This window comes from Sphingobium yanoikuyae (assembly GCF_034424525.1).
GTDB lineage: Bacteria > Pseudomonadota > Alphaproteobacteria > Sphingomonadales > Sphingomonadaceae > Sphingobium > Sphingobium yanoikuyae.
Genome location: NZ_CP139979.1, coordinates 2,646,635 through 2,663,622, shown reverse-complemented (window position 1 = coordinate 2,663,622; position 16,988 = coordinate 2,646,635). Strand labels below are relative to the sequence as shown.

The window sequence follows — 16,988 nt, the reverse complement described above, 5'->3', positions numbered from 1 at the left end:
CAATCGCAGTCATTCCTCCCCGGCACGGGGAGGTGGCAGGCGCGGAGCGCCTGACGGAGGGGCAGGAGCCTATTAACGCTGCGCTATCCGGCCTGTGCCCCTCCACCACTCGCTGCGCGAGCGGTCCCCCTCCCGTGCCGGGGAGGAATGGCCGTAAGCCACCCTCTTAGGCCATTCCTGCTTTTGCGAATGAGGACGGGGCAACGCCGTTCAGGCCAGCGTGACGAAGCTGTCCATCACCCGCTTGCGGCCGGCGGTTTCGAAGTCGATTTCCAGCTTGTTGCCCTCAATCGCGGCGATCGTGCCATAGCCGAATTTCTGGTGGAAGACGCGCTGGCCGACGGCCACATCGTCGCGGCCCTTGTTGCCGAGCGACACGGCGGAGGTGCGGGCTTCGACGATTCGCACGGGTTCGCGGCTGAACTGGCCGCTGGTCTGGGCGCGCTGCCAGCCGGGGCCGCGCGACGAGCCGCGCGCGACATTGGCGAAGGGATCGTCCCGTTCGGACCAGTTGGCGCGCCAGAGCGAGGCGCCGCCGGACATGCTGCTTTCCTCATCCACATGTTCGGGTGGCAATTCGCCGACGAAGCGGGAGGGGATGCTACTGGTCCACTGGCCATAGATGCGGCGATTGGCGGCATGGAGGATGGTGCAGCGCTTGCGCGCGCGCGTGATCGCCACATAGGCGAGGCGCCGTTCCTCCTCCAGGCTGTTGAGCCCGCCTTCGTCCAGCGCGCGCTGCGAGGGGAAGATGCCTTCCTCCCAGCCGGCGAGGAAGACATTGTCGAATTCCAGCCCCTTGGCGGCGTGGATGGTCATGATGGTGAGCTTCTGCTCGTCCTGCTGCGCCTCATTGTCCATGACCAGGCTGACATGTTCGAGGAAGGCGCCCAGTGTCTCATATTCCTCCATCGCGCGCGTGAGTTCGCTCAGATTTTCGAGGCGGCCGGCGCTTTCGGTGGTGCGTTCGGCCTGGAGCGTGGCGGTATAGCCGCTCTCGTCCAATATCTGGCGCGCCAGTTCGGCATGGGGCAGTTGTGCGGCGCGATCGCGCCAGCGGGCGAGATCGCCGATGAAGGCGCCGAGCGCACGGCGCGCCTGAGGCGTCAGTTCGTCGGTGTCGAGGATGCGGGCGGCGGCGAGGGCTAGGGGAATGCCCTCCGCGCGCGCCAGCCGGTGCAGCTTCTCGACCGCCTTGTCGCCCAGGCCGCGCTTCGGCACGTTGACGATCCGCTCGAACGCCAGGTCGTCGGCCGGCTGGTTGACGAGGCGCAGATAGGCGAGCGCGTCGCGGATTTCGGCGCGCTCATAGAAGCGGAAGCCGCCGACGATGCGATAGGGCAGGCCGATCTGGATGAAGCGATCTTCGAATTCGCGGGTCTGGTGCTGGGCACGGACGAGGATCGCGACCTCGTCGAGCGATCCACCGGCGCGGGCGATCGCCTCGATCTCGTCGCCGACGCGGCGGGCTTCCTCCGGCCCGTCCCACACGCCGAGCACGCGCACCTTTTCGCCGACGCCGATGTCGGTCCATAGGGTCTTGCCCAGGCGATTGCCATTTTCCGCGATCACCCCGGAGGCGGCGCCCAGAATATGCGGGGTGGAGCGGTAATTCTGTTCCAGCCGGACGATCACGGCGCCCGGAAAATCCTTTTCGAACCGCAGGATATTGGCGACTTCTGCGCCACGCCATGAATAGATGGACTGATCGTCGTCACCGACGCAGCAGATATTCTTGCGGGTCTGGGCGAGCAGCCGCAGCCAGAGATACTGGCTGGAGTTGGTGTCCTGATATTCGTCCACCATGATATATTTGAAGCGCTGCTGATATTGCTCCAGCACGTCGCGGTGGCGCTTCAAGATGGTGAGAGAGTGGAGCAGCAAGTCACCGAAATCGCAGGCATTCACTTCACGCAGACGGGCCTGATAGGCGGCGTACAGCTTCTGCTCCTTGCCATGGGCATAGCCCTCGGCCTCGCCGGCACCGACTTCCTCCGGGGTGAGGCCCTTATTCTTCCACTGGTCGATGAGGCCGGCGAGCTGGCGGGCGGGCCAGCGCTTCTCGTCAATCCCCTCCGCCTGGATCAACTGTTTCATCAGGCGCAACTGGTCGTCGGTGTCGAGGATGGTGAAATTGGACTGAAGGCCCACCAGTTCGGCATGGCGGCGCAGCATCTTGGCGGCGATCGCGTGGAAGGTGCCAAGCCAGGGCATGCCCTCGACCGCCGGGCCGATCATCCGGCCGACACGCTCGCGCATTTCCCGTGCCGCCTTGTTGGTGAAGGTGACGGCCAGGATTTCCGAGGGCCAGGCGCGCTGGGTCGCGACCAGATGGGCGAGGCGGGCGGTAAGCGCTGCGGTCTTGCCCGTGCCCGCGCCGGCCAGCACCAGCACCGGCCCCTCCGTGGTCAGCACAGCCTGACGCTGCGGTTCGTTGAGGCCCTTCAGATAGGGCGGGTCATTGGGAGAGGGGGCAGGCACGGTCATGGGCGATCAACTAGGGATGGGTGGTTGCGGGGGCAAGGGCGGATGGCCTTGCAGCGGGACGCAATCTATGAGAACAAAAAGGGAATCACGCAAGATGCGAATGGAGCAAGATGATGGTGACGGGGCGGTGCCAGTGCGGGGCGATCCATTATGCGGCGGAGGGCGAGCCGGTTTACAGCGCGCTCTGCCATTGCAGCGATTGCCGGATGAGCGCGGGTGCGCCGATGGTCGGCTGGGCGCTGTTCGCGCATGACAAGGTGACGATAGAGGGCGATCCGGTCACCTACCAGTCGTCGGACAATGCGACCCGCCATTTCTGCGGCACCTGTGGCACCGGGCTGTTCTACACCAACCCGACGGTCTTTCCCGGCATGATCGACATCCAGAGCGCGACGCTGGACGACCAGAGCGCCTTTCCGCCGGCGGTGCATGTCCAATATGCCGAGGCGGCGCCGTGGATGGCGGCGGCGCATGACCTGCCCCGGTTCGATCGATACCCGTCGGACTGAGCGCGCGGCCGGCGTCAGCGGCGGCACGGTTCGTCGCTGACGCGGAACAGGGACGCGGGGCGGCCGGTTTCTCCCTTGCTCGGGGCAAGGAGTAGAAGGACCAACCCGATGAAGATCATCATGATCGCCGGCTTTGCCGCCCTGTCGATGGCGGCGATGCCCGGTCAGGCCGGGGCGCAGCCGATGTCACCGCCGGCCCAGAAGCAGGATCCCAATGCCGCGCAGCCGACCGGCGCGGTGCCGGCCGAGACGGGCATGGTGCCGGCGCCTGCGGACGTGCCGCGCGATCCGGCCGCGCCGGTGGGCACGGCGGCCAATCCGGTGACGGTCGGCGGCAACATGACGCCGCCGCCGACCGAGGCAAAGGCCTATCCGGTCTGCGGCAAGGGCGTGCAGGACGGTTGCGTCAATCCGGGCGAGGCGAAGAAGAGGATGCGCAGGCCGGGCTGAGATCTGGATTGGGATCGGCGGCTGAAGGGCCGGGCAGGGCGGCGATGAGCGCTGCGAGGCCAGCCCGGTCACGCGCCGCGTCGGCCAGGCTATAGCCGTCCAGCACGGTCAGGAAGGCGCCGACCGCCAGTGCCAATATGCCCGACAAGCCACAGGCCGGGCGGATCGCGCAGGACGCGCAATCGGCCATCGCCATGTCCGGTTCGCTATGGCGCACGACCGCGCCGATGCGGATATCGACAGGATCGGCGGCGAGGGCGAAGCCGCCGCCGCGACCGCGCTGGGTGCGGATGAAGCCGCTCTGGCCCAGGCCATGCACCACCTTCATCAGATGATTGCGCGACAGGCCATAGGCATCGGCAATTTCCGGGATCGTCGCCCGTCCGCCCGGCACGGCGGCAAGATGGATCAGCACGCGCAGCGCATAATCGGTGTGGCGGGTCAATTGCATCGCGCCCTCCTATCCTGCGCGTAGACCGTCTTAAACATATATTCAATTTACATCTTAAAAGATGCATATTAAATGGATCTTATCGAGTCCCCGATAAGGAGCCTGTCATGCGCGAAAATCTGTCCCCTGAAACCATCGCCATCGTGAAAGCGACCGGCCCGGCGCTGCGCCGTCATGGCGTCGAGATCACCACCCGCATGTATGCACGGCTGTTCGAGGATGCGTCGATCAAGGACATGTTCGATCAGGCGGCGCAGGCCAGCGGCGAGCAGCCGCGCCGGCTGGCGGCGGCGATCCTGGGCTTTGCGGAGAATGTCGACAAGTTGCAGGCGCTGGACGGCGCGATTGCGCGCATGGTGCAGCGCCATGTCGATACGGGCGTGCAGCCGGACCATTATCCCAAGGTGGCGGCCGCCCTGCTGCCCGCCATCCGCGAGGTGCTGGGCGAAGAAGTGGCGACCGATGAAGTGCTGGCCGCCTGGGCGGAAGCTTATACTTTCCTGGCCGATATCCTGATCGGCAAGGAACAGGCGGCCTACGCGGAGGCCGCCTGATATCTCGCCTGATCGTTACGCGGCGGGCGCGCTATCCTCTGCGCGGAGCAGGGTGAGGCGCGCCTTGCCGACGTCGCGCACGGCGTCGACGATGAAGCCCTTGACCGCGACGTCCTCGCGACGGTCGGTTTCGATGCTGATCCAGGTGGCCGGGCTGGTCCAGCCCAGGCGCGCCAGCTTGTCGAGTGCGACCTGGCCCGCACCGGTGTCATAGGGCGGGTCCATGAAGATGAGGTCGAGCGGCGTCTTCGTCGGGCCGAGCGAGAGCACGCTGGTCTGGCGAATGTCGGGGCGCAGGCCGAGCTTGTCGCCATTGGCGCGGATCGCGTCGATCGCCGCCTTGTCCTGCTCGACGAACAGGCAGGAGCCGGCGCCGCGCGACAGGGCTTCAAAGCCCAGCGCGCCCGATCCGGCGAAGAAGTCGCCCACGGCGAGGCCCTCAAACGATCCCAGCCGGCTCGCCAGCATCGAAAAGAGCGTCTCACGCGTGCGGTCGCCGGTGGGACGGGTGGCGTCGCCCTTGGGCGCGACCAGCGGACGGCCGCGCCATTGGCCCGATATGATCCTCATTTCTGTGCTTTCTTCAGGCTGCTGCGGAAGGCGACCAGATCATGCTGGCGCACTTCCTCGACCGCGCCGCCGGCCAGTTCGCCCAGTTCGAACGGGCCGTAGCTGGTGCGGATCAGGCGATTGACCTTGAGTTCGAAATGTTCGAGCACGCGGCGCACTTCGCGGTTCTTGCCTTCGGTCAGGGTCATTTCGATCCACTGGTTGCGGCCGGTGCGCCGTTCCAGATTGGCCTCGATCGGACCATATTGGATGCCGTCAATCTCGATGCCGTCGAACAGATCCTCCAGCTGCTGCTGGCTGACCTCGCCAAAGGCGCGGGCGCGATAGGTGCGCGGCACGCCGGTCGAGGGCAATTCCATCTCGCGCTTGAACTCGCCATCGGTGGTGAGCAGCAACAGCCCCTCGGTATTCATGTCGAGCCGGCCGATCGGCATCAGCCGCGGCAGGTCGTCGGGCAGGATGTCGTAGATGGTCGGCCGCCCGGCGGGGTCGCGCTCGGTGGTGAGGAAGCCGGTCGGCTTGTGGAACAGGAACAGGCGCGCGGGGGCCGGCGCAGCGACCGGATCACCGTCGACGGTCACGCCATGGAGCGAGGTCAGCAGCGTCGCGGGGGTGTCGATCGTGACACCGTCCCTGGCGATACGGCCTTCCTCGATCATCCGCTCGATCTCGCGGCGCGAGGCGATGCCGGCGCGGGCGAGCAGCTTGGCGATGCGCTGGGGTTCGCCCTTGCCGCTGGTTTCCGCGGCGGCGCGGGCCGGGTGCGGGTTGGCGGTGTGGGGTGCAGCCGGCTTCTTGCTGCCGGGGCGGCGCGGCGGATAGGATGTGCCGGGCGTGCGGCCTTCGGGGCGCGGGCGGGCCGGGCGGTCACCGAAAGCGGGACGGGCGGCACGATCGCCAAAGGGCGCGCGGGCGGGGCGATCTCCAGCGGCGGCGCGCTCGGGGCGCTGGCCTTCGACCGGGCGACCGCTGCGGGCGGGGCGTTCGGCGCGATCCGGCTGGGCGGCGCGATCGGGACGGCCACGGGCCGGGCGCTCGCTGCGTTCTCCGCGCGCTTCGCCGAAGCGGCCACGGCCTTCGCCGGTGGCGTTGCGATCGGGACGCGCGCCACGGGCCGGGCGGTCGCCACGGCCTTCTTCGCGGTTTCCGGCAAAGCGACCGCCACGGCCTTCGCCCGAAGCGCTGCGATCGGGGCGGGCGCCGCGACCTTCGCCGCGTTCGCCACGGCCTTCGCCGAAGCGATTGCCACGGGCCTCGCCGGGGCCATTGCGATCGGGGCGCTCGCCACGCGGGGCGGGGCGGCCCGGACGGCCTTCGCTCCGGCTGTCAAAACGACCTTCGTTGCGACTGTCCGATCGGGCGTCCGATCGGGCGGGGCCACGGCCAGTGCCGCGATCGGCGCCGCCACGCGATCCGGGGCCGGAGGGACGCTTGGGACCGCCCGGACCTGACCGGCGCGGCGGACCAGATTTTTTTGGCGGTTCCACTTGATGCATTCCTTTTCGTGACGGGTGGCCATCCCCATATCAGGGCGGCATGTGCAATATGATGAACGGTGCCATAGCGCCGTCCATGTGAACGGCAAAGCCCCGGCCGGGCGCAACCCGGCGCCGGGGCGCGGCGTTGGTCGGTTGCATGGCGGAAACGGGGCAGGACAGCAAATGTTTTTCGGGCGAATCAGAGGGGACGACACCGCCAGGGACGGAGCGAGAGACGGGGCAGGTGCGCCGCGCAACGCCATTCGCAGCGTGCTGGTGGTGGAGGATGAACCGCTCGTCGCCTTCGACCATGAGCATATCCTGTCCCAGGCAGGCTATCGCATCGCCGCCACCGTCGACAGCCACACCCACGCCGCCCGCGTGATCGATATGGGATCGGTCGATCTGGTCGTCACCGACATCAATCTGCGCGGTGGGCGCTGCGGCATAGAGGTCGCGCGTCATGCCCATGCGCGCCAATTGCCGGTGCTGTTCGTCACCGGTGCCTGTCCCGCCGATGCGCGATCGCTGGCGGTCGGCTGTCTCGCCAAGCCCTTCGCCCCGCGCGACCTGCTGGCGGCGATCGCGGTGGTCGATGCGGTGCTGGCCGGTCGCGCGCCACCACGCAAGCCGCGCGGCATGAAGCTGTTCGCCGAGATCGCCTGACGCCGGGCTGATCCGGGGCAGGCAGGCGGCCGTGCCGCTTGCCTCTGCCGCATTTGCTCATATGGTGGCGCCCGGATCGCATCATCGGGGGCATCACAGATCATGACGGAATTGGCCGGCGGCACGCGCAGCTGGAGCGACGCGGTAAAGCCCTATGTGCAGAAGGAGCCGCTGGCGGCCTTCTTCCTGGGGGTTTCGTCCGGATTTCCCTATGCCATGATCGGCGCCACGCTGACGACGCGGCTGGCGCAGGACGGCATCGACAAGAAGGCGGTGACCGCCTTCACGCTCGCCTTCCTCGTCTACAACCTCAAATGGCTATGGGCCTGGATGGTCGATGGCGTGCGCCTGCCGATCATCGGCCGGTTGGGGCAGCGCGTATCCTGGCTGTTGCTGACGGGGCTGCTGGTGATGGCCGCGGTCGCCAATCTGGCGCTGGTCGATCCGACCACCGGCCTGTTGCAGACCGCCTATGCCGCGATCCTGGTCGGGGCTGCCGGTGCGACCTTCGACATCGTGATCGATGCCTATCGGATCGAGACGCTGAAGCCCGAGCAACTGGGCGTTGGTTCTGGCATGTCGCAATATGGCTGGCGGATCGGGTCGGTGGCGGCCGGCGCGCTGGCGCTGGTGCTGGCGGCGCGGATCGGCTGGCATGGCGCCTATCTGGCCTGCGCGGTCTTCGCCCTGCCGGCGATGCTGACCGGGCTGGTGCTGGGCGAACCCGAACGGCACCGCGAGGCGGCGGCGCGGCGCGGCATGGGCGAAGTGTGGCAGTCGATCGCCGGTCCGCTGGTCGAGTTTTTCCGTCGCCGGGGCGCGGTATTGGTCCTCTGCTTCATCCTGCTGCACAAGATCGGCGACACGCTCGCCAACCTGACCTTCCGCCTGCTGTTCGACGACATGGGATACAGCAATGACGAGATCGCCATCTATGACGTCGGCATCGGCTTCTGGGCCTATCTGATCGGCATCTTCGTCGGTGGCATCCTCTATGCACGGCTGGGCATGAAGCGGTCGGTGCTGATCAGCCTGGTGCTGATGTGCGTGTCCAATTTCAGCTTCGCCGCGCTGGCGGCGCTGGGCAAGAGCAACTGGGGCATGGCCGGGGCGATCGGCTTCGAGAATTTCGCGAGCGGCATCGGCGGCGTCACCGTCGTCGCCTATTTCTCTGCGCTGTGCGACCTGCGCTTCACGGCGGCCCAATATGCGCTGATCTCGGCCGCAGCGAGCATCGTCGGCCGTTTCCTGACCGGGACGACCGCCGGCGCGTTGATCGAGCGGTTCGGCTATGTCGATTTCTACCTGCTGACGACGGCACTGGCTGTGCCGGGCATCCTGCTGTTCTGGCTGATGATGCGGGCCGGGCTGATCGACGCGAGCATCGGCACGGCGGCGACTGCTGATGGCGGCAAGGCGAGCGGAAGCGCCGCATGATCTTCCTCGTCGCGTCCATCTGTATCCAGATCATCTGTGCGGTCGATGTCGTGCGCAGCGGCCGCAACCAGATCTGGATGCTGTTCATCTTCCTTTTCTCTCTCGCAGGCTGCTTTGCCTATCTGATGCTGGAAGTGCTGCCGGCCTATTGGGGCAATCGCCATCTGCGCACGGCGCGCAGCCAGGTGGTCGGCAAGGTCGATCCCGAACGCGGCCTGCGCAAGGCGCGGGCTGATCTGGACCTGGCGGAGACGGCGGCCAACCGGATCGCGCTGGGCGATGCGCTGCTGGACCTGGGCCGCTTTGCCGAGGCGGAGGCGGCCTATCGCAAGGGGCTGGCGCTGGGGCCGGGGCAGGACGCGACGACGCAGGTCAAGCTGGCGCAGACCCTGTTCGAGCTGGGGCACAGCCGCGAGGGGCTGGCGGAGCTGGACGATGTGCCCGACGTTGGCCGGGGCAGCGAATGGGATCGGCGCGCGCTGCTGCGGGCGCGGATGCTGGCCGATATCGGTGAGGATGCGCAGGCGCGCCTGCTGTTCGAGGATGTGATGAGCCGCTATGCCGGCGAGGAGGCGCGCTGCCATTATGCCGCCTTCCTGCTGGCGCAGGGCGACCGGCTGCGCGCGCGGCAGATATTGGAGGAGGTCGAGCAGCGGGCCAGGCGGCTCGACCGCACCCAGCGCGCCGCCCAGGCCGACATGTATCGCTGGGCCGGCGAGCAGCTGGCGGAGTTGCGCAAGGCGGCGGCTTAATTTGCCGCGTAGAGGTCCAGCGGCCGGCCAAGGTCGCTATGCGCCTGCGCCACCGCCTGCAAGCAGGTGAGCGCGCCCAGGGCGTCGTCATTGCCCAGCAGCCCCGAGACATTGTCGAAGGCGGTATGCGGATCGCGCAGCGCATCGCCCACCGCCTGCATGATCGCCGCCTCGTCCGCCGTCATCCGCGCGCAGCAACAGGGCGCGACCAATATCTTGCGGCTGGCGGCGCGCGCCAGTTCCAGCATCATCGCGCGCATCAGTACCAGGGGCCGGCGATAGCTTTTGCCGAAGGCGCCCAGCATCGCATTGGCGGCATGGGCATCATTGACCCCGGCCGTCGCCATGCGGCGCATGACGAACAGGAACAGCCGATTGCCATAGCCGCCCGGAATGGGCCGGGGCAGTTCGACGGGGTAGCTTTCTCCATATGCCATGCGGGTGCGCCTTTATGTGACTCGGGGACACACAAGCTACGCTATTGCGAGGCATTCGCAAGTCTAAATCAGTCGGGCAATTGTCCGTTCAACCGCAAAATCTCTCCGGCCATATAGAGCGAGCCGGCGATCAGGATGATCGGTGCCGCATCCTGGGCCTGGGCGGCATCCTGTGCGATGGCGGCGATCGCCGCTTCCGGGTCGTCATGGGCGGTGCAGCCTATGCCCCAGCGGGCGGCGATGGCGGCGAAGCGTTCGGGCGGATGATGATCATGCCCCGGCACCGGCAGCGCATGGATATGGGCGATGCGGCCGCCGAACGGCGCGAGATAGGAGTCCATATCCTTGTTGGCGAGCATGCCGATGACGAGCTGGATCTGGCGGCTGTGCAACCGGTCGGCGGTGAAGAAGGCGCTGATCGCCTGGCCGGCGGCTTCATTATGCCCGCCGTCGAGCCAGGCTTCGGCCGCTTCGGGCAGGGCGGCGAGCAGCGGGCCGCGCTCCAGCCGTTGCAGCCGGGCGGGCCAGTGCGCCCAGAGCGGCGCGGCCTTCAGGGCTGCTTCGCTGACCGGCACGGCCTGCTGATGGCGGAGCATGGCGATGGCGAGGGCGACATTCTGGACCTGATGCGCGCCAGGCAGGCGTGGCATCGGCACGTCGACATGGCCCTGTTCGTCGCGATAATGGACCCGGTCGCGATAGACGGCCGCGTCCCAGGCGGTGCCCATGGCGAGCCATAGGGTACCGGCACGATCGGCGGCGTCCTGCATCACCGGGGCGAGTGCGGCGTCATAACGCTGCGTCACCAGCGCCGCGCCGGGCTTGGCGATGCCGGCCTTTTCCGCGGCGATGACCGGCAGCGTGTCACCCAGGAAGGCCTGATGATCGATGCCGAGCTGAGCGATGCCGCAGACGACCGGATCGACGATGACGTTGGTGGCGTCCAGCCGCCCGCCAAGGCCGACCTCGATGATGCAGGCATCGGCATCATGTTCGGCAAAGGCGAGGAAGGCAGCGGCGGTCGTCACCTCGAAGAAGCTGGCGCCGATCCCTTCGGCCACGTCCAGCACGCGGGCGAGATAGGCGGCCAGCATGGCATCGTCGATCAGCTTGCCGGCGATGCGGATGCGTTCGTTGAAGCGGACCAGATGGGGCGAGGTGAAGACATGAACGGTGCGGCCGTCCGCCTCCAGCGCGGCACGCAGGAAGGCGCAGGTCGACCCCTTGCCGTTGGTGCCGGCGACATGAAAGACTGGCGGCAGGCGATGGTGCGGATCATCCAGCCGCTCCAGCAGCCGGGTGATCCGCTCCAGTCCCAAGATGTCGGCGCCGGGGGACAGCGACCAGAGCCGGTCAAGCTGGGCCTGGACCTGCGGGTCGTCCGAAACGGCATGGTCGGCCATGGCGCGCTGATCCCCCTATCGCGCTTTTGAGGCTCAGGCGGCGGCGCGCGGCGTCAGATAGCCGATCACGCGGGCCAGCGTGTCGCGCAGTTCGCTGCGATGGACCACCATGTCGAGCATGCCATGGTCGAGCAGATATTCGGCGCGCTGGAAGCCTTCGGGCAGCTTTTCGCGGATCGTGCTTTCGATGACGCGCTGGCCGGCGAAGCCGATCAGGGCATTGGGCTCCGAAATCTGGATATCGCCCAGCATCGCGTAGCTGGCAGTGACGCCGCCGGTGGTCGGATCGGTGAGCACGACGATATAGGGCAGGCCGGCCGCGTGCAGCTTCTGGATCGCCACGGTGGAGCGCGGCATCTGCATCAGCGACAGGATGCCTTCCTGCATGCGTGCGCCGCCGGCGGCGGTGAAGATGACATAGGGGCATTTATGCGCGATCGCGTCGTTGATGCCCTGGATGAAGGCCGCGCCCACGCCCATGCCCATGGAGCCGCCCATGAAGGCGAAATTCTGCACGCCCATGACCAGCGGCACATCGTCGATCGCGCCGCGCGCGTTGATGAGCGCGTCCTGATCCCCGGTCGAGGCGCGGGCGGCCTTGATCCGGTCCGGATAGCGCTTGCTATCGCGGAACTTGAGCGGATCTTCCGGCACGCCGGGCGTCGGCAGCAGGATGAAGCCGGCGTCGAGGATCTGCTCGAACCGTTCCGACGGGCCGATGCGGCCATGATGGTCGCAGCGCGGGCAGACCGAGAGATTTTCCTCCCATTCCTTGATGAAGACCATTTCCTTGCACGACGGGCACTGGTGCCAGAGCGTTTCGGCGGTGGTTTCCTTCTTGGTGAAGGGCAGGGCGTTACGAACGCGGTTGATCCAGCTCATGCTGCGGTCTCCCGGATAGAAGTGGTGAGGGCGCCGCTGAGCGACGCGACGAATTCCTGGACGAAGGGCGCGGCGGCATCGCCGTGCGAGCCGACGATGTCGACGATCGCCGAACCGACCACCACGCCATCGGCGACGCGGCCGATGGCGGCCGCCTGTTCGGGCGTGCGCACGCCGAAGCCGACCGCGATCGGCAGGTCGGTGGCGGCCTTCAGCCGATCGACCGCCATTTCGATATTGGCCTGTGCCGCCTGCTGCTTGCCGGTGATGCCGGCAACGGCGACATGGTAGAGGAAGCCGCTGGCGCCGTTCAGCACGGCGGGCAGGCGGGCGGCGTCCGTGGTCGGGGTGGCCAGGCGGACGAGGTGGACGCCGACGGTGCGCAGGGCGGGGCCGAGTTCGGCATCTTCCTCCGGCGGGATATCGACGCAGATCACGCCGTCGACACCGGCGGCCTGGCACTGGTCGGCGAACCAGTCGGACCCGCGCGCCAGCATCGGATTGGCATAGCCCATCAGGATCAGCGGCGTTTCCGGGTGGCGCGTGCGGAAAGCAGCGGCCAGGGTAAAGACGTCCTTGGTCTTGGTGCCCGAGCCGAGGCTGCGCAGGTTTGCCAGTTCGATCGCCGGGCCGTCGGCCATCGGATCGGTGAAGGGCATGCCCAGTTCGATGATGTCGGCGCCGCCCGCGACCAGCGCATCGAGGATGGCAGGGGTCGAGGCGACGTCCGGGTCACCGGCGGTCACGAAGGTGATGAGCGCGGCGCGGCCCTGCGCCTTGCAGGCGGCGAAGCGGGTGGCGAGACGGTCGGTCATGCTCACATCTCCACTCCCAGCGCGTCGGCGACGGTGAAGATATCCTTGTCCCCCCGGCCCGACAGATTGACGACGATGATCTTGTCCGCGTCCAGCGTCGGCGCGACCTGTTCGGCGGCGGCCACGGCATGGGCGGATTCGAGCGCGGGGATGATGCCTTCGAGGCGCGAGAGGGTCTGGAAGCTTTCCAGCGCCTCGTCATCCTTGATCGGCAGATATTTGACCCGGCCGATCTCGTGCAGCCAGCTATGTTCCGGGCCGATGCCGGGATAGTCCAGGCCAGCCGAAATGCTGTGTGCTTCGGTGATCTGGCCGTCCTCGTCCTGGAGCAGATAGGTGCGGTTGCCGTGCAGGATGCCCGATGCGCCGCCAGCTAGCGAGGCGGCATGCTTCTTGTCGAGGCCTTCGCCGGCCGCTTCCACGCCGATCATCGCGACTTCGGGATCGTCAAGGAAGGGGTGGAACATGCCGATGGCGTTGGAGCCGCCGCCGACCGGGGCGATCAGCATGTCGGGCAGGCGGCCTTCGGCCTCCATGATCTGCGAACGGATTTCCTTGCCGATGATCGACTGAAAATCGCGCACCAACTCCGGATAGGGGTGCGGGCCAGCGGCGGTGCCGATGATGTAGAAAGTGTCATGGACGTTCGACACCCAGTAGCGCAGGGCGTCGTTCATCGAATCCTTGAGCGTCGAGGAGCCGGAATGGACCGGGATCACCTCCGCGCCGAGCAGCTTCATGCGGAAGACGTTGGGCTTCTGCCGCTCGACATCCTTGGCGCCCATGAAGATCTTGCATTCCATGCCGAACAGGGCGGCGACGGTCGCGGTGGCGACGCCGTGCTGGCCCGCGCCGGTTTCGGCGATGACCTTCTTCTTGCCCATGCGGCGGGCAAGCAGCGCCTGGCCGATGCAATTGTTGATCTTGTGCGCGCCGGTGTGATTGAGTTCCTCGCGCTTGAGGTAGATCTTGGCACCCTTGCCCGGCTCGGCCTTGGCGCGCAGCGCTTCGGTCAGCCGCTCGGCATAATAAAGCGGGTTGGGGCGGCCGACATAGGAGCGCAGCAGCTCGGCATATTCGGCGTGAAATTCGGGATCGGCCTTGGCCGCCTTGTAGACCTTTTCCAGCTCCAGGATCAGCGGCATCAGCGTCTCGGCGACATAGCGGCCGCCAAAGGCGCCGAAATGGCCATTGTCATCCGGCTGGCTGCGGAGGCTGTTGGGCAGGGTGATGGTGTCGGTCATGAATATCTTTCCGGGGACAAATGATGGGCGTTCGCTTGTGGTCAGGAAGCGATCAGCGCCATCGTCCTTCGATGCGCATGGCAGGGGCGTTCAGCGTCAACATGCCGACACCGCTTTGCAGAAGGCCATGATCTTGTCCACACTCTTGATGCCCGGTGCATCCTCGACGCCCGAAGAAACGTCGATCAGCGGCGTGTCGGTCAGGCGGATCGCATCGCACACATTGTCGATGCCAAGGCCACCTGACAGGCCCCAGGGGGCGGGCATGGCGACGCCGCGTAGCAAGGTCCAGTCGAAGCGCAGGCCCATGCCGCCCGGCAACGCCGCGCCATCGGGCGTCTTCGCGTCGAACAGCAGCCGGTCGACCGTGCCGGCATAGGCCTGGGCAGCGTCGATATCGGCGCGGGTCTTTACCGAAATCGCCTTCCACACCGGCAGGCTGAAACGCTGGCGGATAGCGGCAACCCGCTCCGGGCTTTCCTTGCCATGGAGTTGCAGGGCGCTGAGCGCACCGGTGCCGGTCAGGCGGGCAAGCTGTTCGTCATCGGCATCGACGACCACGGCGACGCGATCGACATGGGCCGGAACGGCCGCAGCGAGCGCGCGCATCTGGTCGGGTTCGACATGACGCGGGCTTTTGGGGAAATGGACGAAGCCGACATGGCTCGCCCCGGCGCGCACGGCGGCGCCCACCGTCTCCGGCGTCGACAGGCCGCAGATCTTGATCGCGATTCGGGACATGGGCGGGCCTTTAGACCGTAAGGGAAGGGAAGTCACATTCAGACAGGCTGGGTCAGGTCCATGTCGTGCAGCGCCAGCCACTGATCGGCATGGTCGATGCAAGCCTGGCCCAGGAAGCGATCGAGGACAGCGACGATCTCCGCATCGCTCATCGTCCGGGGATCGAGCGGCGGATGCCAGTGCAGCGCGAAATGCGGGCCGCTGGTGCGGACCAGATAGAAAGGCAGGAATTGCGCCCCGACCTTGCGTGCGAGGCGCAGGGCGATCGAGAGGTTGCCCGATGGTTCGAGCGCGCGGCCGAAGGTCGGGAACCAGACCTGCCGGTCGCGTCGTTCGTCAGCCAGGATATAGAGGGTGGCGCGATCCTTCTGGGTCAGATGCTTGAGCACGCCGCGTGCCGCGCCATCGCCGCCGATCGCCTCGCCCATATAGCTGGATCGCGCCTTCTTGAGCTGGGCGGCGATCCGAGGGTCTTCGGGATCTTCATAGACGCCAAGGCCCGGTCGGTCGGTCGACCATTTGATATGGGCGGCGAGCAGATCCCAATTGCCGATATGGCAGGTGAAGGCGATCATCGGGCCGGGACCGTCCAGCACCGCCTGATAGGCTGGCTGGTCGATGACGGTCACATGGTCGGCATTCACCAGCCGGTCGATATTGGCCAGTTCGGCGAGCGTGCGGCCGACATTCACCCAACGCCGGGTCAGGATCGCTTCGCGTTCCGCTTGCGGCAGGTCGGGCCGCAGCAGCGCCAGATTGGCGCGGGCGCGGGCGTCGCGCAGCTTCATCCGCGGACGGGCGACATGCGCCGACAGCCAGCCACCCAGCCAGGAGGCGAGGCTGGCGGGAAGCAGACGGAGCAGGGTGAAGAGAAAGGGGTTGGAGAGCATGGTCCTGCCCGTCATACAGGAGCCGTTGAGGCGGTAAAGAGCCGCGAAGGGGGCTGGTGGTGACGATGATGCTGGCGCTGTGGCTGCTGCTCCAGGCGCTGAGCCTGATGGGCGTGGTCAATTATTGGCGCCATCTGCCGACGGACCGGCAGGAGGAGGCGCCCGGCGGCGCGGTCATGATCCTGTCGGTGCGCGATGACTGGGAAGGTGACAGCGAACTTGTCACCCGGCTGAAGGCGCAGAGTGCGCCGTTCCGGTTGCTGCTGGCGACGTCGGGGATCTGTGTGGCGGCGGAGGCGCTGGCGATCGCCGAGCCGGATTGGGTGCAGATCGTGCGCGCCGGCGTGGCCAGCGACGAGGGGCAGAAGGTCCACAAGCTGCGGGCGGCGCTCAAGGCGTTGCGCGACGCGGATCGCTATCTGATCTTCATCGACGCGGATATCGCGCCGCCGGTGCGGCTGGCAGGACGGCTGCTCTTCCCGCTGGTGCGGGGCAAGGCCGATATCGTGACAGGCTATCGGCTGCTGCTGCCGGCCGGGCAGGGCATGCCGGCGCTGGTCGGCGCGGTCGAGCAGCAATTGGCGACGCTGCCGCGCGCGGCCAGTTCCACCATGCCCTGGGGCGGGGCAATGGCGATGACGCGGGTGGCGGCCGAGCGGATCGACATCGACGCGGCGCTGGCCGGGCGCCTGTCCGACGACATGGCGATCGGCCTGGCTGGATGGCGCGCGAAGCTGCGGATGCGGCCGGTGCGCGACCTGCTGGTGGCAAGTCCGCTGGATGGTGGGCTTGGCGCGCTCTGGAATTTTGGGGTGCGTCAATATCGCCATATCCTCACCAACAGTCCGCGCATGTGGGCGGTGGCGACCGGTGCCGTCGCGCTGCAATCGGGCTTCTGGCTGTGGGCGCTGGGCTGGGGCAGCTGGCCGGCGATCGCGATCGGCTATGGCGCGGCCTGGGGCCGGGCGGCGGCGCGGCGGCGGATATTGGCGGCCGTGCTGGAGCCAGAGCAGGCGGCGCGGGCGCGCCGATCGCTCTGGTGGGACATGGTGACGCCCTTTGCCGTCTGCTGGGCGCATCTGGCGGTGCAGCTACAGGCTGCCACATCCAATCGCATCAGTTGGGGCGGCTGGACCTATCGCGTTGTGCGTGGCCGGGTGGTGGAGATGGGGCGGGGGTAGTTCCCTTCCTCCCCGAGGCTGGCTCGGGAAGGAAGGGGAAT

18 protein-coding genes are annotated in these 16,988 nt (G+C 67.2%); 7 read left to right on the top strand and 11 right to left on the bottom strand.

Features of this window, described 5'->3' with window-relative positions; genetic code table 11:
* Positions 1-210: 210 nt before the first annotated feature.
* Positions 211-2,487 (bottom strand): ATP-dependent helicase, encoded by a 2,277-nt coding sequence (locus U0025_RS12225; protein WP_004207670.1) that lies wholly within the window; start codon positions 2,485-2,487, stop codon positions 211-213.
* Between the two features lie 113 nt (positions 2,488-2,600).
* On the opposite strand from U0025_RS12225, the gene U0025_RS12220 reads away from it, so the two are divergent.
* Both U0025_RS12220 and U0025_RS12215 read left to right on the top strand, forming a co-directional pair.
* Positions 2,601-2,996: a GFA family protein gene (locus U0025_RS12220; RefSeq protein ID WP_004207669.1), complete on the top strand. Its 396-nt coding sequence runs from the start codon at positions 2,601-2,603 to the stop codon at positions 2,994-2,996.
* A gap of 108 nt (positions 2,997-3,104) precedes the next feature.
* Positions 3,105-3,446 (top strand): hypothetical protein, encoded by a 342-nt coding sequence (locus tag U0025_RS12215; RefSeq protein WP_004207668.1) that lies wholly within the window; start codon positions 3,105-3,107, stop codon positions 3,444-3,446.
* Here U0025_RS12215 and U0025_RS12210 read toward each other — a convergent pair.
* On the bottom strand, positions 3,403-3,897 hold the full coding sequence (locus U0025_RS12210) for an Rrf2 family transcriptional regulator (protein WP_004207667.1): 495 nt from the start codon (positions 3,895-3,897) through the stop codon (positions 3,403-3,405). The genes U0025_RS12215 and U0025_RS12210 overlap by 44 nt on opposite strands.
* 107 nt (positions 3,898-4,004) lie before the next feature.
* On the opposite strand from U0025_RS12210, the gene U0025_RS12205 reads away from it, so the two are divergent.
* On the top strand, positions 4,005-4,451 hold the full coding sequence (locus U0025_RS12205) for a globin domain-containing protein (protein ID WP_004207666.1): 447 nt from the start codon (positions 4,005-4,007) through the stop codon (positions 4,449-4,451).
* A 15-nt stretch (positions 4,452-4,466) separates the two neighbouring features.
* On the opposite strand, the gene rsmD is transcribed toward U0025_RS12205, so the two are convergent.
* Both rsmD and U0025_RS26120 read right to left on the bottom strand, forming a co-directional pair.
* Positions 4,467-5,021: a 16S rRNA (guanine(966)-N(2))-methyltransferase RsmD gene (gene rsmD / locus U0025_RS12200; protein WP_004207665.1), complete on the bottom strand. Its 555-nt coding sequence runs from the start codon at positions 5,019-5,021 to the stop codon at positions 4,467-4,469.
* Positions 5,018-6,508, bottom strand: a complete 1,491-nt coding sequence (locus tag U0025_RS26120) for a pseudouridine synthase (RefSeq protein ID WP_004207664.1) — start codon at positions 6,506-6,508, stop codon at positions 5,018-5,020. The genes rsmD and U0025_RS26120 overlap by 4 nt, the downstream gene beginning before the upstream one ends.
* A 174-nt stretch (positions 6,509-6,682) precedes the next feature.
* On the opposite strand from U0025_RS26120, the gene U0025_RS12190 reads away from it, so the two are divergent.
* From U0025_RS12190 to U0025_RS12180, 3 genes are all read left to right on the top strand, one after another.
* Entirely contained in the window at positions 6,683-7,165 is a 483-nt protein-coding gene (locus U0025_RS12190; protein WP_004207663.1) for a response regulator, read from the top strand.
* Positions 7,166-7,267: 102 nt separating this feature from the next.
* Positions 7,268-8,602 (top strand): AmpG family muropeptide MFS transporter, encoded by a 1,335-nt coding sequence (locus U0025_RS12185; protein ID WP_004207662.1) that lies wholly within the window; start codon positions 7,268-7,270, stop codon positions 8,600-8,602.
* Positions 8,599-9,354, top strand: coding sequence for a tetratricopeptide repeat protein (locus U0025_RS12180; protein WP_004207661.1), 756 nt, complete (start codon positions 8,599-8,601; stop codon positions 9,352-9,354). Before U0025_RS12185 ends, U0025_RS12180 begins: the two co-directional genes overlap by 4 nt.
* Here U0025_RS12180 and U0025_RS12175 read toward each other — a convergent pair.
* The 7 genes from U0025_RS12175 to U0025_RS12145 form a co-directional block, all read right to left on the bottom strand.
* On the bottom strand, positions 9,351-9,791 hold the full coding sequence (locus U0025_RS12175; RefSeq protein WP_004207660.1) for a DUF6628 family protein: 441 nt from the start codon (positions 9,789-9,791) through the stop codon (positions 9,351-9,353). The two genes, U0025_RS12180 and U0025_RS12175, sit on opposite strands and share 4 nt — an antisense overlap.
* Before the next feature lie 68 nt (positions 9,792-9,859).
* Positions 9,860-11,194, bottom strand: coding sequence for a bifunctional folylpolyglutamate synthase/dihydrofolate synthase (locus tag U0025_RS12170; protein ID WP_004207659.1), 1,335 nt, complete (start codon positions 11,192-11,194; stop codon positions 9,860-9,862).
* A 33-nt stretch (positions 11,195-11,227) separates the two neighbouring features.
* A complete protein-coding gene (gene accD, locus U0025_RS12165; RefSeq protein ID WP_004207658.1) occupies positions 11,228-12,076 on the bottom strand; it encodes an acetyl-CoA carboxylase, carboxyltransferase subunit beta in 849 nt (282 codons plus the stop codon).
* Entirely contained in the window at positions 12,073-12,891 is an 819-nt protein-coding gene (gene trpA, locus U0025_RS12160; RefSeq protein WP_004207657.1) for a tryptophan synthase subunit alpha, read from the bottom strand. The genes accD and trpA overlap by 4 nt, the downstream gene beginning before the upstream one ends.
* Before the next feature lie 2 nt (positions 12,892-12,893).
* Positions 12,894-14,135, bottom strand: a complete 1,242-nt coding sequence (gene trpB / locus U0025_RS12155; RefSeq protein WP_004207656.1) for a tryptophan synthase subunit beta — start codon at positions 14,133-14,135, stop codon at positions 12,894-12,896.
* Positions 14,136-14,231: 96 nt separating this feature from the next.
* Positions 14,232-14,876 carry a phosphoribosylanthranilate isomerase gene (locus tag U0025_RS12150; RefSeq protein ID WP_004207655.1) on the bottom strand — a complete coding sequence of 215 codons (645 nt, stop codon included), beginning with the start codon at positions 14,874-14,876 and terminating at the stop codon, positions 14,232-14,234.
* A gap of 38 nt (positions 14,877-14,914) precedes the next feature.
* On the bottom strand, positions 14,915-15,766 hold the full coding sequence (locus U0025_RS12145; protein WP_004207654.1) for a lysophospholipid acyltransferase family protein: 852 nt from the start codon (positions 15,764-15,766) through the stop codon (positions 14,915-14,917).
* Between the two features lie 65 nt (positions 15,767-15,831).
* On the opposite strand from U0025_RS12145, the gene U0025_RS12140 reads away from it, so the two are divergent.
* Positions 15,832-16,947, top strand: a complete 1,116-nt coding sequence (locus tag U0025_RS12140) for a glycosyltransferase family protein (protein WP_004207653.1) — start codon at positions 15,832-15,834, stop codon at positions 16,945-16,947.
* Positions 16,948-16,988: the final 41 nt, after the last annotated feature.